This window comes from Clostridium sp. CTA-1 (assembly GCF_054768215.1).
This window is the reverse complement of the sequence record NZ_BAAAAP010000011.1, coordinates 1-17,500: the sequence shown is the minus strand read 5'-3', so window position 1 is coordinate 17,500 and position 17,500 is coordinate 1. Positions and strand designations below refer to the sequence as shown.

The 17,500-nt window shown below is 27.4% G+C and carries 16 protein-coding genes; 15 read left to right on the top strand and 1 reads right to left on the bottom strand.

The annotated features are described in order from the left end of the window. The first annotated feature begins 127 nt into the window (after nt 1-127). From ACYUEW_RS10730 to ACYUEW_RS10665, 14 genes are all read left to right on the top strand, one after another. Nucleotides 128-799, top strand: coding sequence for a response regulator transcription factor (locus ACYUEW_RS10730; protein ID WP_030035422.1), 672 nt, complete (start codon nt 128-130; stop codon nt 797-799). Continuing rightward, the gene (locus tag ACYUEW_RS10725; protein WP_460276730.1) at nt 796-1,815 is read left to right on the top strand and encodes an ATP-binding protein; all 1,020 of its coding nucleotides are present in this window, start codon (nt 796-798) and stop codon (nt 1,813-1,815) included. The genes ACYUEW_RS10730 and ACYUEW_RS10725 overlap by 4 nt, the downstream gene beginning before the upstream one ends. 442 nt (nt 1,816-2,257) lie before the next feature. Next, on the top strand, nt 2,258-3,397 hold the full coding sequence (locus ACYUEW_RS10720; protein ID WP_460276729.1) for a 2-deoxy-scyllo-inosose synthase: 1,140 nt from the start codon (nt 2,258-2,260) through the stop codon (nt 3,395-3,397). Nucleotides 3,398-3,479: 82 nt separating this feature from the next. Next, the gene (locus tag ACYUEW_RS10715) at nt 3,480-4,337 is read left to right on the top strand and encodes a sugar phosphate isomerase/epimerase family protein (protein ID WP_460276728.1); all 858 of its coding nucleotides are present in this window, start codon (nt 3,480-3,482) and stop codon (nt 4,335-4,337) included. 84 nt (nt 4,338-4,421) lie between these two features. Next, a complete protein-coding gene (locus ACYUEW_RS10710; protein ID WP_460276727.1) occupies nt 4,422-5,444 on the top strand; it encodes a zinc-dependent alcohol dehydrogenase in 1,023 nt (340 codons plus the stop codon). 274 nt (nt 5,445-5,718) lie between these two features. Then, nucleotides 5,719-6,210 carry a DUF2975 domain-containing protein gene (locus ACYUEW_RS10705; RefSeq protein ID WP_460276726.1) on the top strand — a complete coding sequence of 164 codons (492 nt, stop codon included), beginning with the start codon at nt 5,719-5,721 and terminating at the stop codon, nt 6,208-6,210. 17 nt (nt 6,211-6,227) lie between these two features. Then, complete coding sequence (locus tag ACYUEW_RS10700) at nt 6,228-6,473, top strand: helix-turn-helix domain-containing protein (RefSeq protein ID WP_460276725.1); 246 nt, start codon at nt 6,228-6,230, stop codon at nt 6,471-6,473. Then, nucleotides 6,466-7,548: an FAD-binding protein gene (locus ACYUEW_RS10695; RefSeq protein WP_460276780.1), complete on the top strand. Its 1,083-nt coding sequence runs from the start codon at nt 6,466-6,468 to the stop codon at nt 7,546-7,548. The genes ACYUEW_RS10700 and ACYUEW_RS10695 overlap by 8 nt, the downstream gene beginning before the upstream one ends. Before the next feature lie 472 nt (nt 7,549-8,020). Further along, the gene (locus ACYUEW_RS10690) at nt 8,021-8,305 is read left to right on the top strand and encodes a DUF4236 domain-containing protein (protein WP_460276724.1); all 285 of its coding nucleotides are present in this window, start codon (nt 8,021-8,023) and stop codon (nt 8,303-8,305) included. After that, nucleotides 8,253-8,573, top strand: a complete 321-nt coding sequence (locus ACYUEW_RS10685; protein WP_460276723.1) for a hypothetical protein — start codon at nt 8,253-8,255, stop codon at nt 8,571-8,573. The genes ACYUEW_RS10690 and ACYUEW_RS10685 overlap by 53 nt, the downstream gene beginning before the upstream one ends. Nucleotides 8,574-8,688: 115 nt before the next feature. Continuing rightward, nucleotides 8,689-9,639 carry a DUF2971 domain-containing protein gene (locus ACYUEW_RS10680; protein ID WP_460276722.1) on the top strand — a complete coding sequence of 317 codons (951 nt, stop codon included), beginning with the start codon at nt 8,689-8,691 and terminating at the stop codon, nt 9,637-9,639. A 340-nt stretch (nt 9,640-9,979) separates the two neighbouring features. After that, nucleotides 9,980-11,989: an ATP-dependent nuclease gene (locus ACYUEW_RS10675; RefSeq protein ID WP_460276721.1), complete on the top strand. Its 2,010-nt coding sequence runs from the start codon at nt 9,980-9,982 to the stop codon at nt 11,987-11,989. After that, nucleotides 11,970-13,748 carry an ATP-dependent helicase gene (locus ACYUEW_RS10670; protein ID WP_460276720.1) on the top strand — a complete coding sequence of 593 codons (1,779 nt, stop codon included), beginning with the start codon at nt 11,970-11,972 and terminating at the stop codon, nt 13,746-13,748. The genes ACYUEW_RS10675 and ACYUEW_RS10670 overlap by 20 nt, the downstream gene beginning before the upstream one ends. Nucleotides 13,749-14,187: 439 nt before the next feature. Continuing rightward, on the top strand, nt 14,188-15,849 hold the full coding sequence (locus tag ACYUEW_RS10665) for a hypothetical protein (protein ID WP_460276719.1): 1,662 nt from the start codon (nt 14,188-14,190) through the stop codon (nt 15,847-15,849). Between the two features lie 216 nt (nt 15,850-16,065). Here the strand turns inward: ACYUEW_RS10665 and ACYUEW_RS10660 are convergent, their stop codons facing one another. Further along, nucleotides 16,066-16,260, bottom strand: coding sequence for a hypothetical protein (locus ACYUEW_RS10660; RefSeq protein ID WP_460276718.1), 195 nt, complete (start codon nt 16,258-16,260; stop codon nt 16,066-16,068). Between the two features lie 546 nt (nt 16,261-16,806). Between ACYUEW_RS10660 and ACYUEW_RS10655 the strand changes: the two genes are divergently transcribed. Further along, the gene (locus tag ACYUEW_RS10655) at nt 16,807-17,109 is read left to right on the top strand and encodes a hypothetical protein (protein ID WP_061326577.1); all 303 of its coding nucleotides are present in this window, start codon (nt 16,807-16,809) and stop codon (nt 17,107-17,109) included. Nucleotides 17,110-17,500 lie beyond the last annotated feature (391 nt).

Here is a 17,500-nt window from a genome sequence, read left to right as displayed (position 1 = left end):
TGAGGATATTAATCAAAAAATATGGTAAAAAGTGATATTTAATCTTATAATAATGATTAAGGCTATTAGATTTTGTTCCCCAAAGTTTAATAGCCTTATATTCTATGTTAGGGAGGTAGAGTAAGTAGTGAAAAAAATCCTTATTATTGAAGATGATGAAGTTATAAGAGAAGAATTACAAAATTTTTTAATAAAATATGGATATGAAGTAAAAGCACCTATAGATCTTAATAATATAATAAAATATGTTGAAAATGAACATGCAAACCTTATATTATTAGACATAAATCTTCCACTATATGATGGTTATTATATATGCAGAGAAATACGTAAGACTTCGGATGTTCCAATTATAATAGTTACAAGTAGAGATAGTGATGTAGATGAATTAATGAGCATAAATTTAGGGGCAGATGATTTTATAACAAAGCCATATAACACAGAAATATTATTAGCAAGGATAACAAATATATTAAAAAGAACCTATGGAAACTTAAAAACTAATAATATATTAAATTACAGAGATTTTAATTTAAATCTTTCAAATGCAACGGTTATGTATAAAGATAAATCCTTAGAGTTAACTAAAAATGAGGTTAAGATACTTTCCTATTTAATAAATAACAAGGGTAATATAATAAAAAGAGATTTACTCATGGAATACTTGTGGAAATCAGATTATTTTGTAGATGATAGCACCTTAACTGTTAATATTAATAGATTAAGAAAAAAGCTTCAAGAGATAGGCATAGAGAATCCAATAGAAACAAGGAGAGGGTTAGGGTATATAATGCCATGAGTATAGGTGAATTTATTAAAGACAAAATGGTAGTAATAATATGTAATATGCTAATATTTATTGTAATAGCGGCTATAATGGCTGCTATTAAAGTTAGTTTAATTATAATTTTATCTGCATTTTGTATTTGGTTTTTGCCATTAGTTTCATATATATCTTTGGAATTTATAAAATATAAAAATTATTATGATGAAGTTGATAGCATATTAGAAAACTTAGATAACAAATATTTACTCCCAGAAATAATAAAGGAAGCAAACTTTATAGAAGGGGAAAAGCTTAATTCTATACTTAAAGAGATAAGCAGAGATATGCATGAAAATGTAAAATACTATAAGGATATGCAAGAAGATTATAGAGAATACATAGAGACATGGGTACATGAAATTAAAACACCAATAGCCTCTACAAAGCTGATAATTGAAAATAATAGAAACGAAGTAACTAATAAAATAGACTTTCAGATGGATAGAATTGAGGGATTTGTAGAACAGGTGCTTTATTATTCTCGAAGCAATAATGTGAGTAAAGATTATATCATAAAACAAATTAACCTTGACTTAGCAGTAAGGAATGTAATTAAAAGAAATTATAGAGACTTTATTCATAAAAAAATAAAATTAGATATAAAAGATATTGATGAAATTGTGCATAGTGATGGAAAATGGGTTGAATTTATTATTAATCAGATAATAGTAAACTCTATAAAGTACTCAAATAGCAAAGAGCCAATGATAAGTATATATTCAATTAAGAAAGCTAATTCAGTAATGTTAACCATAGAAGATAATGGAGCAGGTATAATAGACAAAGATATAAATAGAGTCTTTGAAAAGGGATTTACCGGTGAAAATGGAAGAAAATTTAGTAAGAGTACAGGAATGGGCTTATATTTATGTGAAAAGCTTTGTTCAAAATTGGGGCTAAAAATTATTATTGTCTCTGAGGTAAATAAAGGAACTAAAGTTACATTAATATTCCCTCTGTCAAGTATGGCAACTTTTACAGGTGATTAAGGAAAAATTATTAGAGGATATAGATATAAATAAAATACTGAAAAGTCATTTTCTTTAGAAAAATAATAGAACTTAGGATATGTTTTTTGAAGGGGAAATTGGAATTTCGTGTATAAAAGAGACCTGAACATTAGTAAACATCTAGTGTTTGGGTCTTTTATTCTTGTCCCTTTTAATTGTTTAATAACAAAAATAACTACTAAGTTTATCGAAATTTGTAGTACGAAATTTATTTAACAATTAATAGAAAATTATTTACAAATTTAATAAAAAGGATTAAAATGGTAATTGTTATCAAGATGTATTGATAATGATATTCAATAAATAGCAAAGGAGTGGTATTTTGATTTAAAATAATAGCAGATTATTTTATTTATCAGAGTAGTTTTATTAAAAAACATATTATATAAATTAATGAGAAAACAAACAGGAGGAATGCAAAATGTATATGAATTTAGCACAAAAAATTAATGATGATTATTATCATCCAGAGGTTAAACTTGAAACAAATTTATTAGAATCATCCCCAATATATTTAGGGTGCAATATATGGAGAGAAAGTCTATTAGAAAAGATGATGGATTTAAATACAGATAAGTTTTTCTTAATTACAGACGATGTTGTATATAATTTGTTTGGAAATGAACTATTAGAATATATGAATCAAAAAGTTTCAGTAAAATTAATTAAACTGCCATCAGGTGAAAAACATAAAAATATAAAAGTGTTTAATGATTTAATGGAAGATTTATTTGATAACAATGTAACTAAAAGTTCAATTTTAATTTCATTAGGTGGAGGTGTTGTAGGGAATATTACAGGATTGGCTGCTGCTTTAGCATTTAGAGGTATTAGGTTTTTTCATATACCTACAACATTTATGTCTCAGACTGATAGCATTCTTAGCAGAAAACAAGGGATTAATTCTTTTTATGGTAAGAATATGATTGGATCATATTATACACCTTTATTTAATTTTATAGATACTTCATTCTTAACATTTGATAGTGAAAGATTTATAAGAGGTAGTTTTGTTGAAACTGTTAAAAATGGATTCATATATGATGCAGATTTTTTAAATAAACTTAAATCAGTAATTAAAAATGATTTTAATGTTAACCAAGAAGGTGTTTTTAATTTAGTAAAAATGAGTATTGAATCAAAGTTACCAATAATGAAAGCAGATCCAACTGAAAAAGGTTTAGCTATGATTCTAGAATATGGTCATACCGTTGGACATGCAATAGAAAAGCTTTCATATGGAAAACTATCACATGGGGAAAGTGTATCAATTGGTATGATGGTTGCTGCTCGCGTAAGTGAAAAACTTGGTTACTTAAGTAAACAGGATGTTAAGGAGCATTTGGATATATTATCAGCATTGAAGACACCTACTAGAATTCCTTCAAATATAAAAATTTCTGACATAATTAATAGAATAAAACTAGATAATAAAAAAGATATGAATGGTATAAGGTTTGTTGTTCTTGAAAACATAGGAAAATGCATAAACACTGATGGTAGTTATATGATTAGAGTTCCTTTTAATATAATCAATGAGGCTATAGAAGAAACTTGCTAATTTTAGCGAATTTATTATAAAAATATACTAGATTTATAAGTTAAAATAGGATATTTGATTTCAAAATTTAAAGGAGGAGAATATGTTAAAATTTGCTTATAATACAAATGGATTAAGAAATATGCCATTAGAAGAAGCAATAAAACAAATATCAAATCATGGCTATGATGGAATAGAAATATCTTTGCATAAACAACATTTTCATCCATTAAATATTAATATAGAAGAAGTGAAAAAAATAAAATCAACATTAAAAAGTTGTGGCTTAGCTTTATCTGATATAGCAACAGGTTGTGATGATATTTTAAGTGATGATAAGTTTGAACCATCCATAATTTGTAAGGATTCTATTGGTAGAAAAAAACGTATTGAATTACTTGTTAAAACAGCTGAATTTGCTGAATATTTAGGTGTCGATGTAATTAATTTTGCCACAGGATTCAAATCCGATAAAATTTCCAGTAATGAAGCATACGATTATTTAAAACAAGGGATAAATTATTTATTAGTAAAATGCCCAAACACAACATTTGCTTTAGAACCTGAACCTGGTATGTTTATTGAAAAAACAGAACAAGCTATAAAGTTAATTAATGAAATAAATAATCCAAGATTAATGTTGAATTTGGATATTGGACATGTATATTGTTGTGAAGAAGATCCTATTTCATCTATTAGAAAAAGTATTCCTTATACAAGGCATATCCATATAGAAGATATTAAAAATAGAGTTCATTATCATCAAATACCAGGTACAGGAGATATTGATTTTTATACAATTTTTAAAGATTTAATTAAGTATAATTATCAGCATTATATTAGTGTAGAATTATATCATCATGCTGATGATTGGAATAATGCTTTAGATAAGAGTATAAAATACTTGAAACAAATAGAACAGCATATAAGAGAATTTTCTAGTATGGAATTAGTACAATAAAGTTAAATGATTATGAATGAAGCTTCATTAAATCTATAATAGAGTAATCATTAATTTTATAAAAAGTTGGAAGAAGGAGTTATTATGAAGGGATTGAAATTAATTTCTCCCAAGGTAATAAAAAAAATAGATTTAGATATACCTGAAAACATACCTAAAGGACATGCTTTAATAAAAATAAATACTATAAGTCTTTGTGGATCAGATTATAAATTATTTTATGGTAATTATATTGGACCTTGTAGGTATCCTTTATATTTTGGTCATGAGTGGTCTGGAGAAGTTGTTGAAATAAATGATGATACCTCAAACATTAAAATTGGAGATAAGGTAACAGGAGATTGTTCCAAATGGTGCGGCAATTGTTGTTTATGTAAAGAAGATAAAAATTTATGTAGCAACATTGAAAAGTTTGGAATAACTATTGATGGATATTCAAGACAATATGCAGTTGTAGAAACAAAATATTTATATGTAGCACCAATGGAAACATCTTTTGATATTCTTGCCCTAACAGAATGTTTTTCAGTAGCACTGCATGCTATAAAAAAGATAGAATCAATGTTAGATAAAAAGGATAGATGCATATTAATAATAGGTGGAGGAGCAATAGGATTATCAATTTATTTATTATTAAAATTTAAGTTTAACTATTGTAATATCAAACTTATGGAGATTGATGATAGTAAAAGAGATTTTATTAGTAAGATCTTTGATGTGAATTTTGCAAGTGAAAAAAGTTTTGAAGTAAACAATAGTTCGTACAGTGAAATTTCAAAACATTGTAACTATGATATTATTTTTGAAGCAAGTGGAAATATAGAAGCATTTCAGCAAGCTTTATATTTAATCAATCCTAATGGACATATCATAACATTAGGAATGTATCCTAATAAAAATGTAACTTTATCACCAATTACTTTAAAATCAATTAAAGTTCATGGAACAATTGGAGGAACACATGAATTTGATGAGGTTATTAAGTTTTTAATTTCAAATAAAGATGAAGTTAAAAAGATAATAACACACACCTATGGATTGGATGATGCTAGTATGGGGTTTCAAGTTAAAGACAAGAGAATTAAAACTCAAATAAATTTATGGTGATATAAAATATATTTTACTATTAATAAATTGTATATTTGCAGGTATACAGGTAGTCTAAGTTTGAATTGGACTACCTGTTTTTGATATATAAATTTATTTTTCAATTTACAAAGTGGCATCTCGTGTTACTATTGAGTATAGGAAAAGGGGTATTCAATAAAAACGATAAAAACATAAAGAATAACGATAAAAAATTATTGTAATTGTTTAAGAGTTGATATATAATATGGATGAAAACAATTAATAAAAACTATATTAGAGTGAGGTAATTCTTATGAAAGAGAAAATAAGTTCAAAAATATTAAATGGATTAGTAATTGTGGGGATTATTTTAACAATTATCACCCTTATAAGTATTCCTTTAGTGTTGACAGCATTTTTTAAGACATCAGGAATGAATGTAGAAACATCAAATATGGAGTGGATATTGACAGCATTTATTTATCTATGTGCAGTTCCTTATTTGATAGCATTATTTAAGTTTAAAAGAATTTGTAAACTGCTTACAAGTGAAAATTCCTTTTCACCAATTATATCAAAGGAGTTTCAAATCCTTGCAATTTGTGCATTTTCTGAGGCGTGTATTTATCTTTTGAGCAACATATTTTTATACGTATTATTTGATTTTTATCTATTTGCAATGACTATATTACCTTTGATAGTTGTAATTTTTATATCAATAACAGTGGGTTTTTTATTTTTGATAATGTCTAACATATTTAAAGTAGCTGCGGAAATCAAAGAAGAGAATGACTTAACATTTTAAAAGGGGGGAAATCAAATATGATTGTAGTTAATTTGGATGTTATGATGGCAAAACGCAAAATATCTTTAACAGAGTTATCGGAACAATTAGGAATGACCATGGCAAATGTATCAAACTTTAAAAATCATAGGGCAAAAGCTTTTCGATTTACTACCCTTGATGCTTTGTGCAGAATACTACAATGCCAGCCAGGAGATATTTTAGAGTATAGGGAAGATAAAGATTTAGAAAGTGAGAATAAGGATGAAAAAAACAATGAGTAGCTCATATGATATTGCAATCATTGGATTAGGGCCATCTGGTTCTATACTTGCACAACTGCTTTCTAAAAAACATAAAGTTATTGCCATTGATAAAAAAAACTCTATAGAAAAAGGATTTAAGAAGCCTTGTGGTGGATTACTTTCTTCTGATGCTCAGAAAGCATTAGCAAAGTTAGATATTACACTTCCAAAGGATGTTATAGTGGACCCTCAGATTTTTGCTGTTAAAACTATAGATCTGAAAAATACTCTCATTCGATATTATCAGCGGGGTTATATTAATATTGATCGTCACAAGTTTGATTTATGGTTGAAATCACTTATTCCAAATCACGTGGAGGTTTACAACGATTCTTATTGTTCTTCCATTGAAAAAATACCAGAGGGTTATAGGGTAACTTTTTATGAAAATGGTGTAAAGCAGGTTATTATCACCAAATATTTGGTTGGGGCAGAGGGTGCAAATTCTATGGTACGTAACTTCCTTTATCCCAAAAAGAAAATAAGGACTTATATGTCAATTCAGCAATGGTTTTCTGAAACACATGATAATCCTTTTTATTCCTGTATTTTTGATTCAGAAAACACAGATTGCTGTTCTTGGTCTATTTCAAAAGATAACAAGTTTATTTTTGGCGGTGCATTTCCTATACATAATTCTCGGGAACGGTTCGAAAATCAGAAAAAAAAGTTAGAGAAAATTGGATTTAGGTTTGGGGAACCTATAAAAACCGAGGCCTGCATGGTACTTAGACCATCATCATTTTATGATTTTTGTTGTGGAAAGGAAAATGCTTTTTTAGTTGGGGAGGCTGCGGGCTTTATCAGTCCAAGTTCATTGGAGGGAATCAGTTCAGCCATTAACAGCGCCCGGGTTTTGAGTGAAGTGCTAAATACCCCTAGTAAAAACCCTAATAAAAAATACTGGCTAAAAACCTTTAATATTCGTTTCAAAATCTTCTTAAAACTACTTAAATGCCCCTTTATGTATAATCCATTTTTACGTAAGCTTGTGTTAAAAAGCGGATTGAAAAGTATTGATATTGCTTCAACAAAGGGGGAAGTGATTAATTAAAAAGATTGTTATTAAGTGATATTTTTGTTTAAATAACTTATTCTATAGTAATATAATTTAAGAAAATCAACAAATTTAATAGGCGAAGTAACAGAAAACTATATGGGTATGGAAAATAATAACAAAAAGATAATACAAGTTTATTGTTAGAGAAATGGATACAGATATAAATAAAATAGAATAAGAGTTTAAAAGCTTTCACTTAGTGGAAGCTTTAATTTTTTCACATTTATATGCTTTATTTTGGGATTTGTGTAGAATTTTATAAAAATAATTATATATATGTAATATTTTATGGTAAAATATACATGATAGTATATAAAGTTAGATATTAGGTAAATTTATTTAAATTTTAACTTATATAACCTAATATCTATTTAAAAGCTAAGAATATTTGACAAGGCTAATAACTAAGAACAGTTAATGTAGTAGGTTAGTAAATGAGATTAAGTATATATAGGAATATTAAATTATGATTAAACAATTTAAAATACAAATTTTGTTAAAGGATAAGTGGAAATTAGGAAGGATTTTCATGGGATTTAGATATAGAAAAAGCATCAATCTTGGAGGAGGCTTTCCCATTAATTTAAGTAAGTCAGGTGTGGGATACAGCTGGGGAGTTCCAGGATATAGGGTTACAAAAACAGCAAATGGAAAATTACGAAAGACTTATTCAATATCAGGAACAGGTGTTTCCTATGTTGAAGAGAGTAGTTGTTATTCTAAAAAATTCTCAGCGGAGCAATTTCAATAGTCAACAAGACATACTTGTTGATATAGACAGTGCGGATATTAATGAATTTTATTCTATAGAATATCAAGAGTTAATAGATAATATTTCTAAGATACTTAAATTAAACAGACTAAGTAATCTTTTATTATTGTGTATCTTTTTAACAGAACGACCAGTTGTTATTGTGATGCCAGTTGTTGGTATTATAATGAAATTTATTATACATAGATATGGAAAAATAGAGCTTGATTATAGATTGGATGAATATATGTTGAATAAATATTTATAGATAAGATAATGTCTATAATTCACAATCAAAAAAGTGGATATGAATACTTGTTTTAAGAGTTTCGGAAATATCGTAGTTATACGATAACTATACCTAGTACACAAAGGAGGTTTACATGAGCAGATGTTTTTATCATTATTGTAGCTTAGATACATTTATAGCTATAATTTCAAATAAAAGTTTAAGATTGTGTGACTTAAGCAAAACGAATGATTATATGGAACGAAAGTGGATACTTAATATTTTAGAAGATTCACTTATTAAAGCATTTGAGAAAAATAAAATTTCTATTAATTTAAAAGAAGATTATTGGTATGATAAGGGAATACATAATCATCTTGCGTTTATCCTTGATATGCTTAAATATTATGTTGAGAGCTCAAGTTATATTACGTGTTTTTCAAGAAATGGAGATTTATTAAGTCAGTGGAGAGCATATGGAGATAATGGAAAAGGGGTTTCAATTGGGTTTGATTCAAAGTTAATTTCTAAAGCTATAAGCAGGAAGAATAAAGTTTATTTTGAAGATGTTTTATATGAATTAGATGAACAGATAGAGGAAATAGAATTTGTTGTTGAAAATGCAATTAACTACATGAAAAATATTTTTGAAAGTGACAAGGTTAGGATTAGTGATGATTTTAACGAGTATTTTGTTGAAGAATTTGATGCTTTCTGCGAAGTTGTTTGTGACGATTTAGCTGAGATTAGTTGTTACATGAAAAATCCGTCTTTTAAAGAAGAAGATGAAGTAAGAATTATATATTCTCCAGATATGGATATTGAATTCCTTGACGACGAATTAAAAGAAATTTTTACACAGAAAAAAAGATTTAATAACTACGTTTTGAATCCACTTAATTATTTTGCTATAGATGATCAGATAATTGGTTATGCTGATTTAGCGTTTGATAAGTTGATTATCAAAGATATTATAACAGAAATTAATATTGGACCTAGTTCACGAGTAACCGAAGAAGATATTTTCTTTCTGTTGAGTAAATATGGTTATAATGCACGTAATGTTTGTTTTAATAATTCAAGATCATCATATAGATTAAAGTAATGAATGGGCTGTAAGTGCAAAGTTCTCTATATAGTTGTCTTATGACATGACGATGCACTCAAGTTTTTTTAGCTAGTAGAAAATTTGGACAAGTATCTTGATTAGCTGGAGCTTAGATTCAAGTTTAGAAAATGATTTATATACATCCAAGGAATATTCCTTCATTAGTGCAAGCATAACCCAAAGGGGATTCTGCTTGGGATCAGCTCAGAGATGTCTTTAGTATGAAGTCTTATATCTATAATTTGAAGTTAAAATAAGAAAAATCAATTGTTTAATTAATTAGTTTTTCTTAAGAGAATATAAGCGTAAAAGATTTATGACGGGAGGAGAATATTGTATGCAACCATTTATTAGATTTGTGCAAATCAAAAATTATAGGAATTTTAAAGCTGCTAATTTTGAACTGAAAAAAAAGGCTATTTTGATTGGTGAAAATGGGGCTGGAAAGAGCAACTTGTTGCGAGCCATTCAATTAATTTTGGATCCAACTTTTTCAGAGGATGATAGATTATTGGATGAATCTGATTTCCATGATGGAATTAAAAATCCTGAAGAAAATGGAGAGGAAATTATAATATCAATATATATAGATGGATATAGTGAAGCTAAAAATATATTGTGTCAATTATCAGATGCGACAGTGGATATTAATGGAGAAAAATTATTGAAGATTACTTATAAATACTTTAAAGATATTTCAGTAAATGGAAAATCTAAATATCGTTATATTATATTTAAAGGAGACGATGAAAATAGATTATTTACATATGAAGACCGTAAATTCATTAAATTAAAAGTTATTAGAGCAATTAGAGATGTTGAAAATGAGATGAAAAATAGTAAAAATTCACCATTAACTAAACTTGTCAAGGAAAGATATAAAATAAAAAAAGAAGAGCTTGAAAAAATATCAAAAGCCTTGAAGGATTCAGGAGCAGATATTTTAGATTTACCAGAAATAAATGACTTGCAAGCACAAATCAATAAAGTTTTTAATGATATTGTTTCGTATTCTGAAATATTTAATGTTTCATTAAAAACTATGGATATTGATGCTTCAAGGATATTATATGCATTAAAACCTCTTATAAATAGTCGTGATTCATATAATAATAGTTTAGGGATCAATAATATTTTTTATATTACCTTAATGTTATTATTAATACAAGATAATATTGTAAAGACATTCTTATCGAATGAGGAATATGAAGCTATGAACACTGAGGATTCTACAGGTATACTAGCTAAGTGTTATAAAAAGGAAAAAGGCAATTATTATTTAAAGAAAAATATCACGCAAATAAATAGAAAAGAATTGTATAAGTATATTTATGAACATAATGAAAAGCCAAATGGAGCAACTATTTTAGCCATTGAAGAGCCTGAGGCACATTTACACCCAATTTATCAACGATTATTATACAAATATTCTGTATCACAAAGTAATGCTTCAGTGATTATTACAACACATTCAACGCATTTATCGTCGGTAGCACCTTTAAATAGTATTGTACATTTGTTGGAAAATTCAGATGGAACACAAGTAAATACGACTGCAAATATAAATTTGGATGAAGATGAAATATCAGATTTAGAAAGATATATTGATATAAAGCGTGGGGAAATATATTTAGCAAAAGGGATAATTTTTGTTGAAGGTATAGCAGAAGAATATCTAATTCCTCGATTTGCATCATTAATAGGAGAAGACTTAGATAAAAAAGGAATAATAATCTGTAATATAAATTCAACAAATTTTGAACCATATAAAATTTTTGTTGATAAACTTGGGATTCCTAATGCCATTTTAACAGATGGTGATTATTATTATGTGGATAATGAAAAAAAAGAAAGAGTTTATGGAAGTATCTATTCTGAAGATCATAAATCATATGGATATTATGGAAATGAGAGAATGATAGAATTATGCGGCGTTATATATGGAGGAGATATTAAAAATAAAATCAGACAAATGGACGTTAATGAGCAAGATATCAAACTACAGGAAAAAGGTATTTTCGTGGGTATACACACACTAGAAATAGATATTTTTGATGTGCTTTCAAATAGTGGGGATAAAGATATTATTATAAGAATATTTAATAAATTAACTGCAGGAGCAACAACTCAAAAAAGTAATTTTAAAAAGAATTTTGAGAGTGGTAGATTTGATAAATGTTTAAATCAAATTACGAGTTCACACAGTAATATAGGAAAAGGTCGTTTTGCACAAAGATTAGCGGCAAATTGTACTGAAGATATGGTTCCAGATTACATTAAAAAAGCAATTAAATATGTTTCAAGTAAGGTAAGTGAGGGAGAGGCTTATGAGAGAGACCTTTTATAAAAAACTTGAACAAATTAAACAAGACCCACTTCAATTAGAAGCATATAAAGCAAATGATAGTACAGTAGTTTTAGCTGGACCGGGAAGCGGAAAGACTACAATACTGACATTAAAAGTGATGAGGTTGCTTTCAGAAAAAATTCAGGAGCCTAGAGGAATTGCATGCGTTACCTATAGTAGAGAAGCTGCAAGAGAATTTAAAGAGCGGCTATCTAAATTAGGAATACCAAATAGGAAAAATATTTTTTTAGGTACTGTGCATAGCTTTTGTCTAAAAGAAGTAATTGAACCATTTGTCAAATTATATCCAATGTATAATATCCCGTATCCTGTAAAATTAGTTTCAGAAAAGAAAAAGAATATTATTTTCAGTAAATTGACAAAGGTAAAAGGAATAGATATTAATATCTCAAAAATGGATAGAGAAAGAACAAGAGAAATTGAAGGATTAAGTCAAATAAATACAGAGCCTAATGAAATAGCATTAGAAATAGCTGATGAATACGAAAAAGAACTTGAAAATGAAAGGATGATGGATTTTATCAGTATTGTAAAATATGCTACGAAACTTATTCAAAATGAAGATTATGTAAGAATTTGCTTAGAAGCGAAATTTCCATGGATTATTATCGATGAATATCAGGATTTAGGAAAACCTTTGCACGAAATGATTTTGTCACTCATAACGAATACTAAAATGAAATACTTTGCTGTAGGTGATCCAGATCAATCAATTTATGATTTCCAGGGAGCTTCTCCAGAATATTTGATCGAGTTGGGAAGCTTTTTTTCAGTACGTACTATTAAGCTGATTAACAATTATAGAAGTGCCCAAAAAATAATTAATGCATCTGAAATAGTATTGGGACAAAATAGAAGCTACATATCTAATGGACCTTTGAAAAATTTTACTGCAAAGATAGAACTTAAAACTTGTGAAAGAGAAATTTTAGATCAATGTAAGGAAATTGTAAAAAGGATTAAAGAAGATCATGGAAAAGGTATGCCATATCATGAAATGGCAATACTATGTGGGAATAAGTATCAAATATCAGATGTTTGTAATTTTTTACAAGAAAGTAAAATTGATTTTTATATATCAAAACATTTATTTGATATAAGTGATATTGTTAAGTGGTTGCAAAAATGTGCAGGATGGGTAGTAAAAGAGAATATTTCATTTGATGAAATATTTATGTTTTGGGAAGAATTAAATAGGAATATAAAACTATTAATTGATGAGAAAATTATTAAGTTAAAACGAGAATTATATAATTTATTATTAGAGAGTAAAAAATATTGTGAAAGCTTGCCACAATGGTTAAATTTCATCATTGATGAACTACGTATTAATCAGATATTAGATAAACTAGATATTTGTCCAGATGAGAATCAAAATCTTCAAAAGCTAAAAAGTAGTTTAAATGTATTGCCATATAAAGAATATACTTTATTTGATTTTTATAGTATGACAAAACCTAAAAATCAAGTTATAGTATCAACACGGCATGGGGCCAAGGGTCTTGAGTTCGATGCTATATATATGATTGGAATGGAAGAAGGAAATTTTCCATATTATAATTGTAATAAAATTGAAGAGGAGGAGAGTTACAGAATCTGTTTTGTTTGTGTTAGCAGAGCAAGAAAGAAATGTGTATTACTTTATTCTAAAATAATCACATTAAAAACAAGAAATGGTCTATGGGAAAAACATTGTGCACCAAATAGATTCTGGAAAATGTTAAGTAGTACATTATAAAATAATTTATAGCGTTCATAATTGATTAAATTTATATATGTATGGCGAATCTGATTATTCATTCAAAAGATAAATTTGTAATGATAAATAAAGCCCAACTTAAATGTGTCAAGTATAATATTTAAATATATATTTCAATATTATAGAATACTGAAATAATCAAAAGTACATTCCTTCATCAAGCGCGTCGTGTTGAGGCTCAGGAACGTCGGAAACAGGGAAAGCTATAACTATTAATAATGCTAGTATCTATTATTAGGCTAATAATGTGAGTCGATTGTATAGAATAAAATGTATGTTGAGTACAAGCTTTTAATGCATAAAACTCGACGCAATTCTATGGAAAGATAATAAAAATAGACTGAGACAAAATATTTAGAAAGTACATATAAAATTGTATTATATTAATTATTTGATAAAAAGAAGGAAGGAAAAGATTATGGAGAATTTAGTTGGGACTTATGAAATTAGAAAAAAACTGATTGAAACAATCCAACCTAAGATTTCTAGAGGTATATATCAATATATTAATAAACATAAGAATGATATTAGATTTTTTTTGCATTATCCATTAATTGATATAGAAATGGGATTGGAAAAAAATCCAGCAGAGGATATATTAAATGATATTCGTAGGGGAGTTGTAGGCTACTTAATTGAAAACACATTCCAACATAGAATAAAATTGAGAATGAAGAAAGACATTGATGAAAAAAGTTTTCAGGTTTATCAAGAAAAGGATTATGATGAATTATGTACACTAGAAAGAGATTACAGAACCTTACTTGAAATAAAAGATGGAAATTCTTATGCCAAAAGTATACTTAAAAAAGTGAACTCCAAAAGATATAAATTAATCACCTCATTAGTTGAAGATAAATATAGAGAAGAAGCATTCTATTTTTATGGAATGGACGATGAATTGGCGGTAAAGCAAGAAGAAATGTTAATCGAGAAAGGTATTATGAAATTTTGTGTTAAGTACATGTTGTATCAAGAAAATGGAGTTAAGATAGGAAAACTAGAAAATGAAATTGATGATGAATTGCTACAGTATTCAAGAAATTTAGTAATGAAGGATTTAAATAAATTGCCTCCAAAAGTAAGAAGTAGGATATTCAAATCAGTTGAAGAGCTAGCTAATGTTTTATCTTTTTTGTATTATCTTGCATTTGTGAAAAGAATGAAGAGAGAGCTGGGATTGGGGATTCTTAATACAGAGCAAATTATAGATGAATATCTTATGTGTTATGATAAAAATTGGCTTATTAATAAGATATGCAAGATATATGATATGCATCCCAATAAAGTAGGTGATATTATTGAATATTTTGTAAATAATGGTTGTTCTCATTTACTTGAATTCCCTTTATTTTCTCATGATCACTATATTATTACAATTCCTTCTTTGATTATGATAAATGATTGGCAATTCACAATAGTAAATGGTCATTACTTTAAAGGTATTGAATTTGTAAATAGGAATAAGACGATATCTGTATCTACACAAAATAAGCTGAAAAGAATACTTGATGGACTTACCAATGTTCTTTATGTAGAAGAAAAATACTATGAGCTATTAGAAGAAAAAGAAAACAGTGATATTGATTTTGCAATATATGACTTGAAAAGAAATATTGTGTTAGTAATCGAAGCAAAATGGAAAGATAATCATTATTATAATGGATCTGAAAAGAGATATCCTAAAATTGAGGATACATTAAACAAGATATTTAACGAGCAGATTGTTAAGCATAGGCATTATTTATCAAAGAAAGAAAATATATATCAGTTATTTAATAGCAATAATAGGATAGTAGAGATGAGAGGTAAACCAGAAATCTTCTATTTAGCTGTAGATAAGAGAAATCAATTACATTTAAAGAATAAACATATAATTACAGAATATATGTTATTAGCATTTATTCAGAAAAACATACAAAATGGTGAATTAAATTTAAGTGCAGTTATAGATATTATTAATAGTTTGAATACAAAGACTAACTATATATCATTAGACGGTACTATGGATATAGAAATTAATGATAATATAATAGTTGAAGTAGATACCGCTGATTTAAGCTTAAAATATAAATTCTAATATGATTATTATTACAAGGTACATTCCAAGAGTATATGTGCAGTTACTTTAGTATTGGGTAATGTCGTTAACAAGAAATGGTATTTGAACAGAATTTATTATAAATAATGATGTGATGTAATGGGAAAAATGGTGGAAATGAAAAGAACTGAATTAAGACAGCATTAAATTTATGAGGGGAGTGGTGATAATACGCTTTGTTACCAAGTTGTGAAATCATGTTGGCAGGGTTTTTGCTACTCCACTACAACCGATAGTCCAAAAAGTATCGTCAATACAAGTAAATAAAGCAGTTTTAAAGTTTGTTTTATTCATACTATCTATCCCCGTTTGATTATTGAACATTAATAATCTTGTTAACAAAAGTACCATAAGCATAGCAAGTACTTTTAGGAGTGACGTGCTCGGCACAATCGCCGTCCATACCAGCGTCAATCTACAATGATACGTACTTTATACTACAAATACAAATAAACGTCAATATGTTAAATATGCTAATACTAGTAAGTTAAACAGAATAATAGGATATGTCACTATTAAAACGAATGGACTTAGAAGCACAAAGTATATCCCATGTATTTTCAAAGTCTCAACAGATTCCGTTATTATCGAAATATATCCGTTCACTGTACTTACTTTTTCTCAATGTTCAAGCTTCCTATTATCCATATAATTTCTCATAATTCATAAAATAGGATAAGATGTATCTATACCAATTAGACTAAAAATTGGACAGGGTGATTAAGTTAATAATGCTTGGTTAATATTTAGTTGTATTATTTTAATTAGCTATAAGCTCTTAATGCTTATAATGGTAAACTGAGATTAGTTATAAAAGTAATAGAGAGTACATGTATAATGTTTTCATGTATAATCTAAAATAAATCAATATATAAACTTATAGTTTTAAGACAGGTAACTATTCCTAAATTAACCATTATTCATTAGGGGGAATATATGAAGGTTTATAAGAAGAAGATAAGAACCATTGTTGTTGATGAAATAGAGTTTAAGTACTTGGTAGTTGAAGGTCCATATAAGATTATAGTGAGGATTTACTCTGCTGTATATAAATCTACATTAATTGAAGTACATTTTGATTGGGAAAACGCTTATTTGATAAACTTATATAGACCCAAAATTGTAGAGTTGCTTATAAGGTATGGAATAAATAAAGGGTGGGATTATAATAAAGTAAATGCTGTATTAAAGATTAAGAATGGTATGAGCTTGATTGAAGTTCTAAATATTAAAAGCTAAAATTACTATTGTTACTTACAGTGATTAGTTTTAATTTTGTTAAGATTAATGTGTAGAGCAAGACCTATCCACTTAAAAATCGTTAATGGAATAAACCGCTTTCGATTATCTATATAATTGGACAAGTTATATTTATAGGTATTAGGATAATAACAAGAAGGTAAAGTATATAAAGATTTTATTTAAAAAGTGTGGTCAATGTATATAACTGCAAAGTAAAGATAATTCATATAATCTTTAAACAAATAGTAATTTGAAAGAAAAGTGGAGGTGTACAATGGAACTAAAAGTAATTAAGTTATCAGAAGAATATTTGGAAGAATGTGTAGATTTATTTATAGATACATTTTCAAGAGCCCCCTGGAATGACGAGTATGATTCCAGACAACAG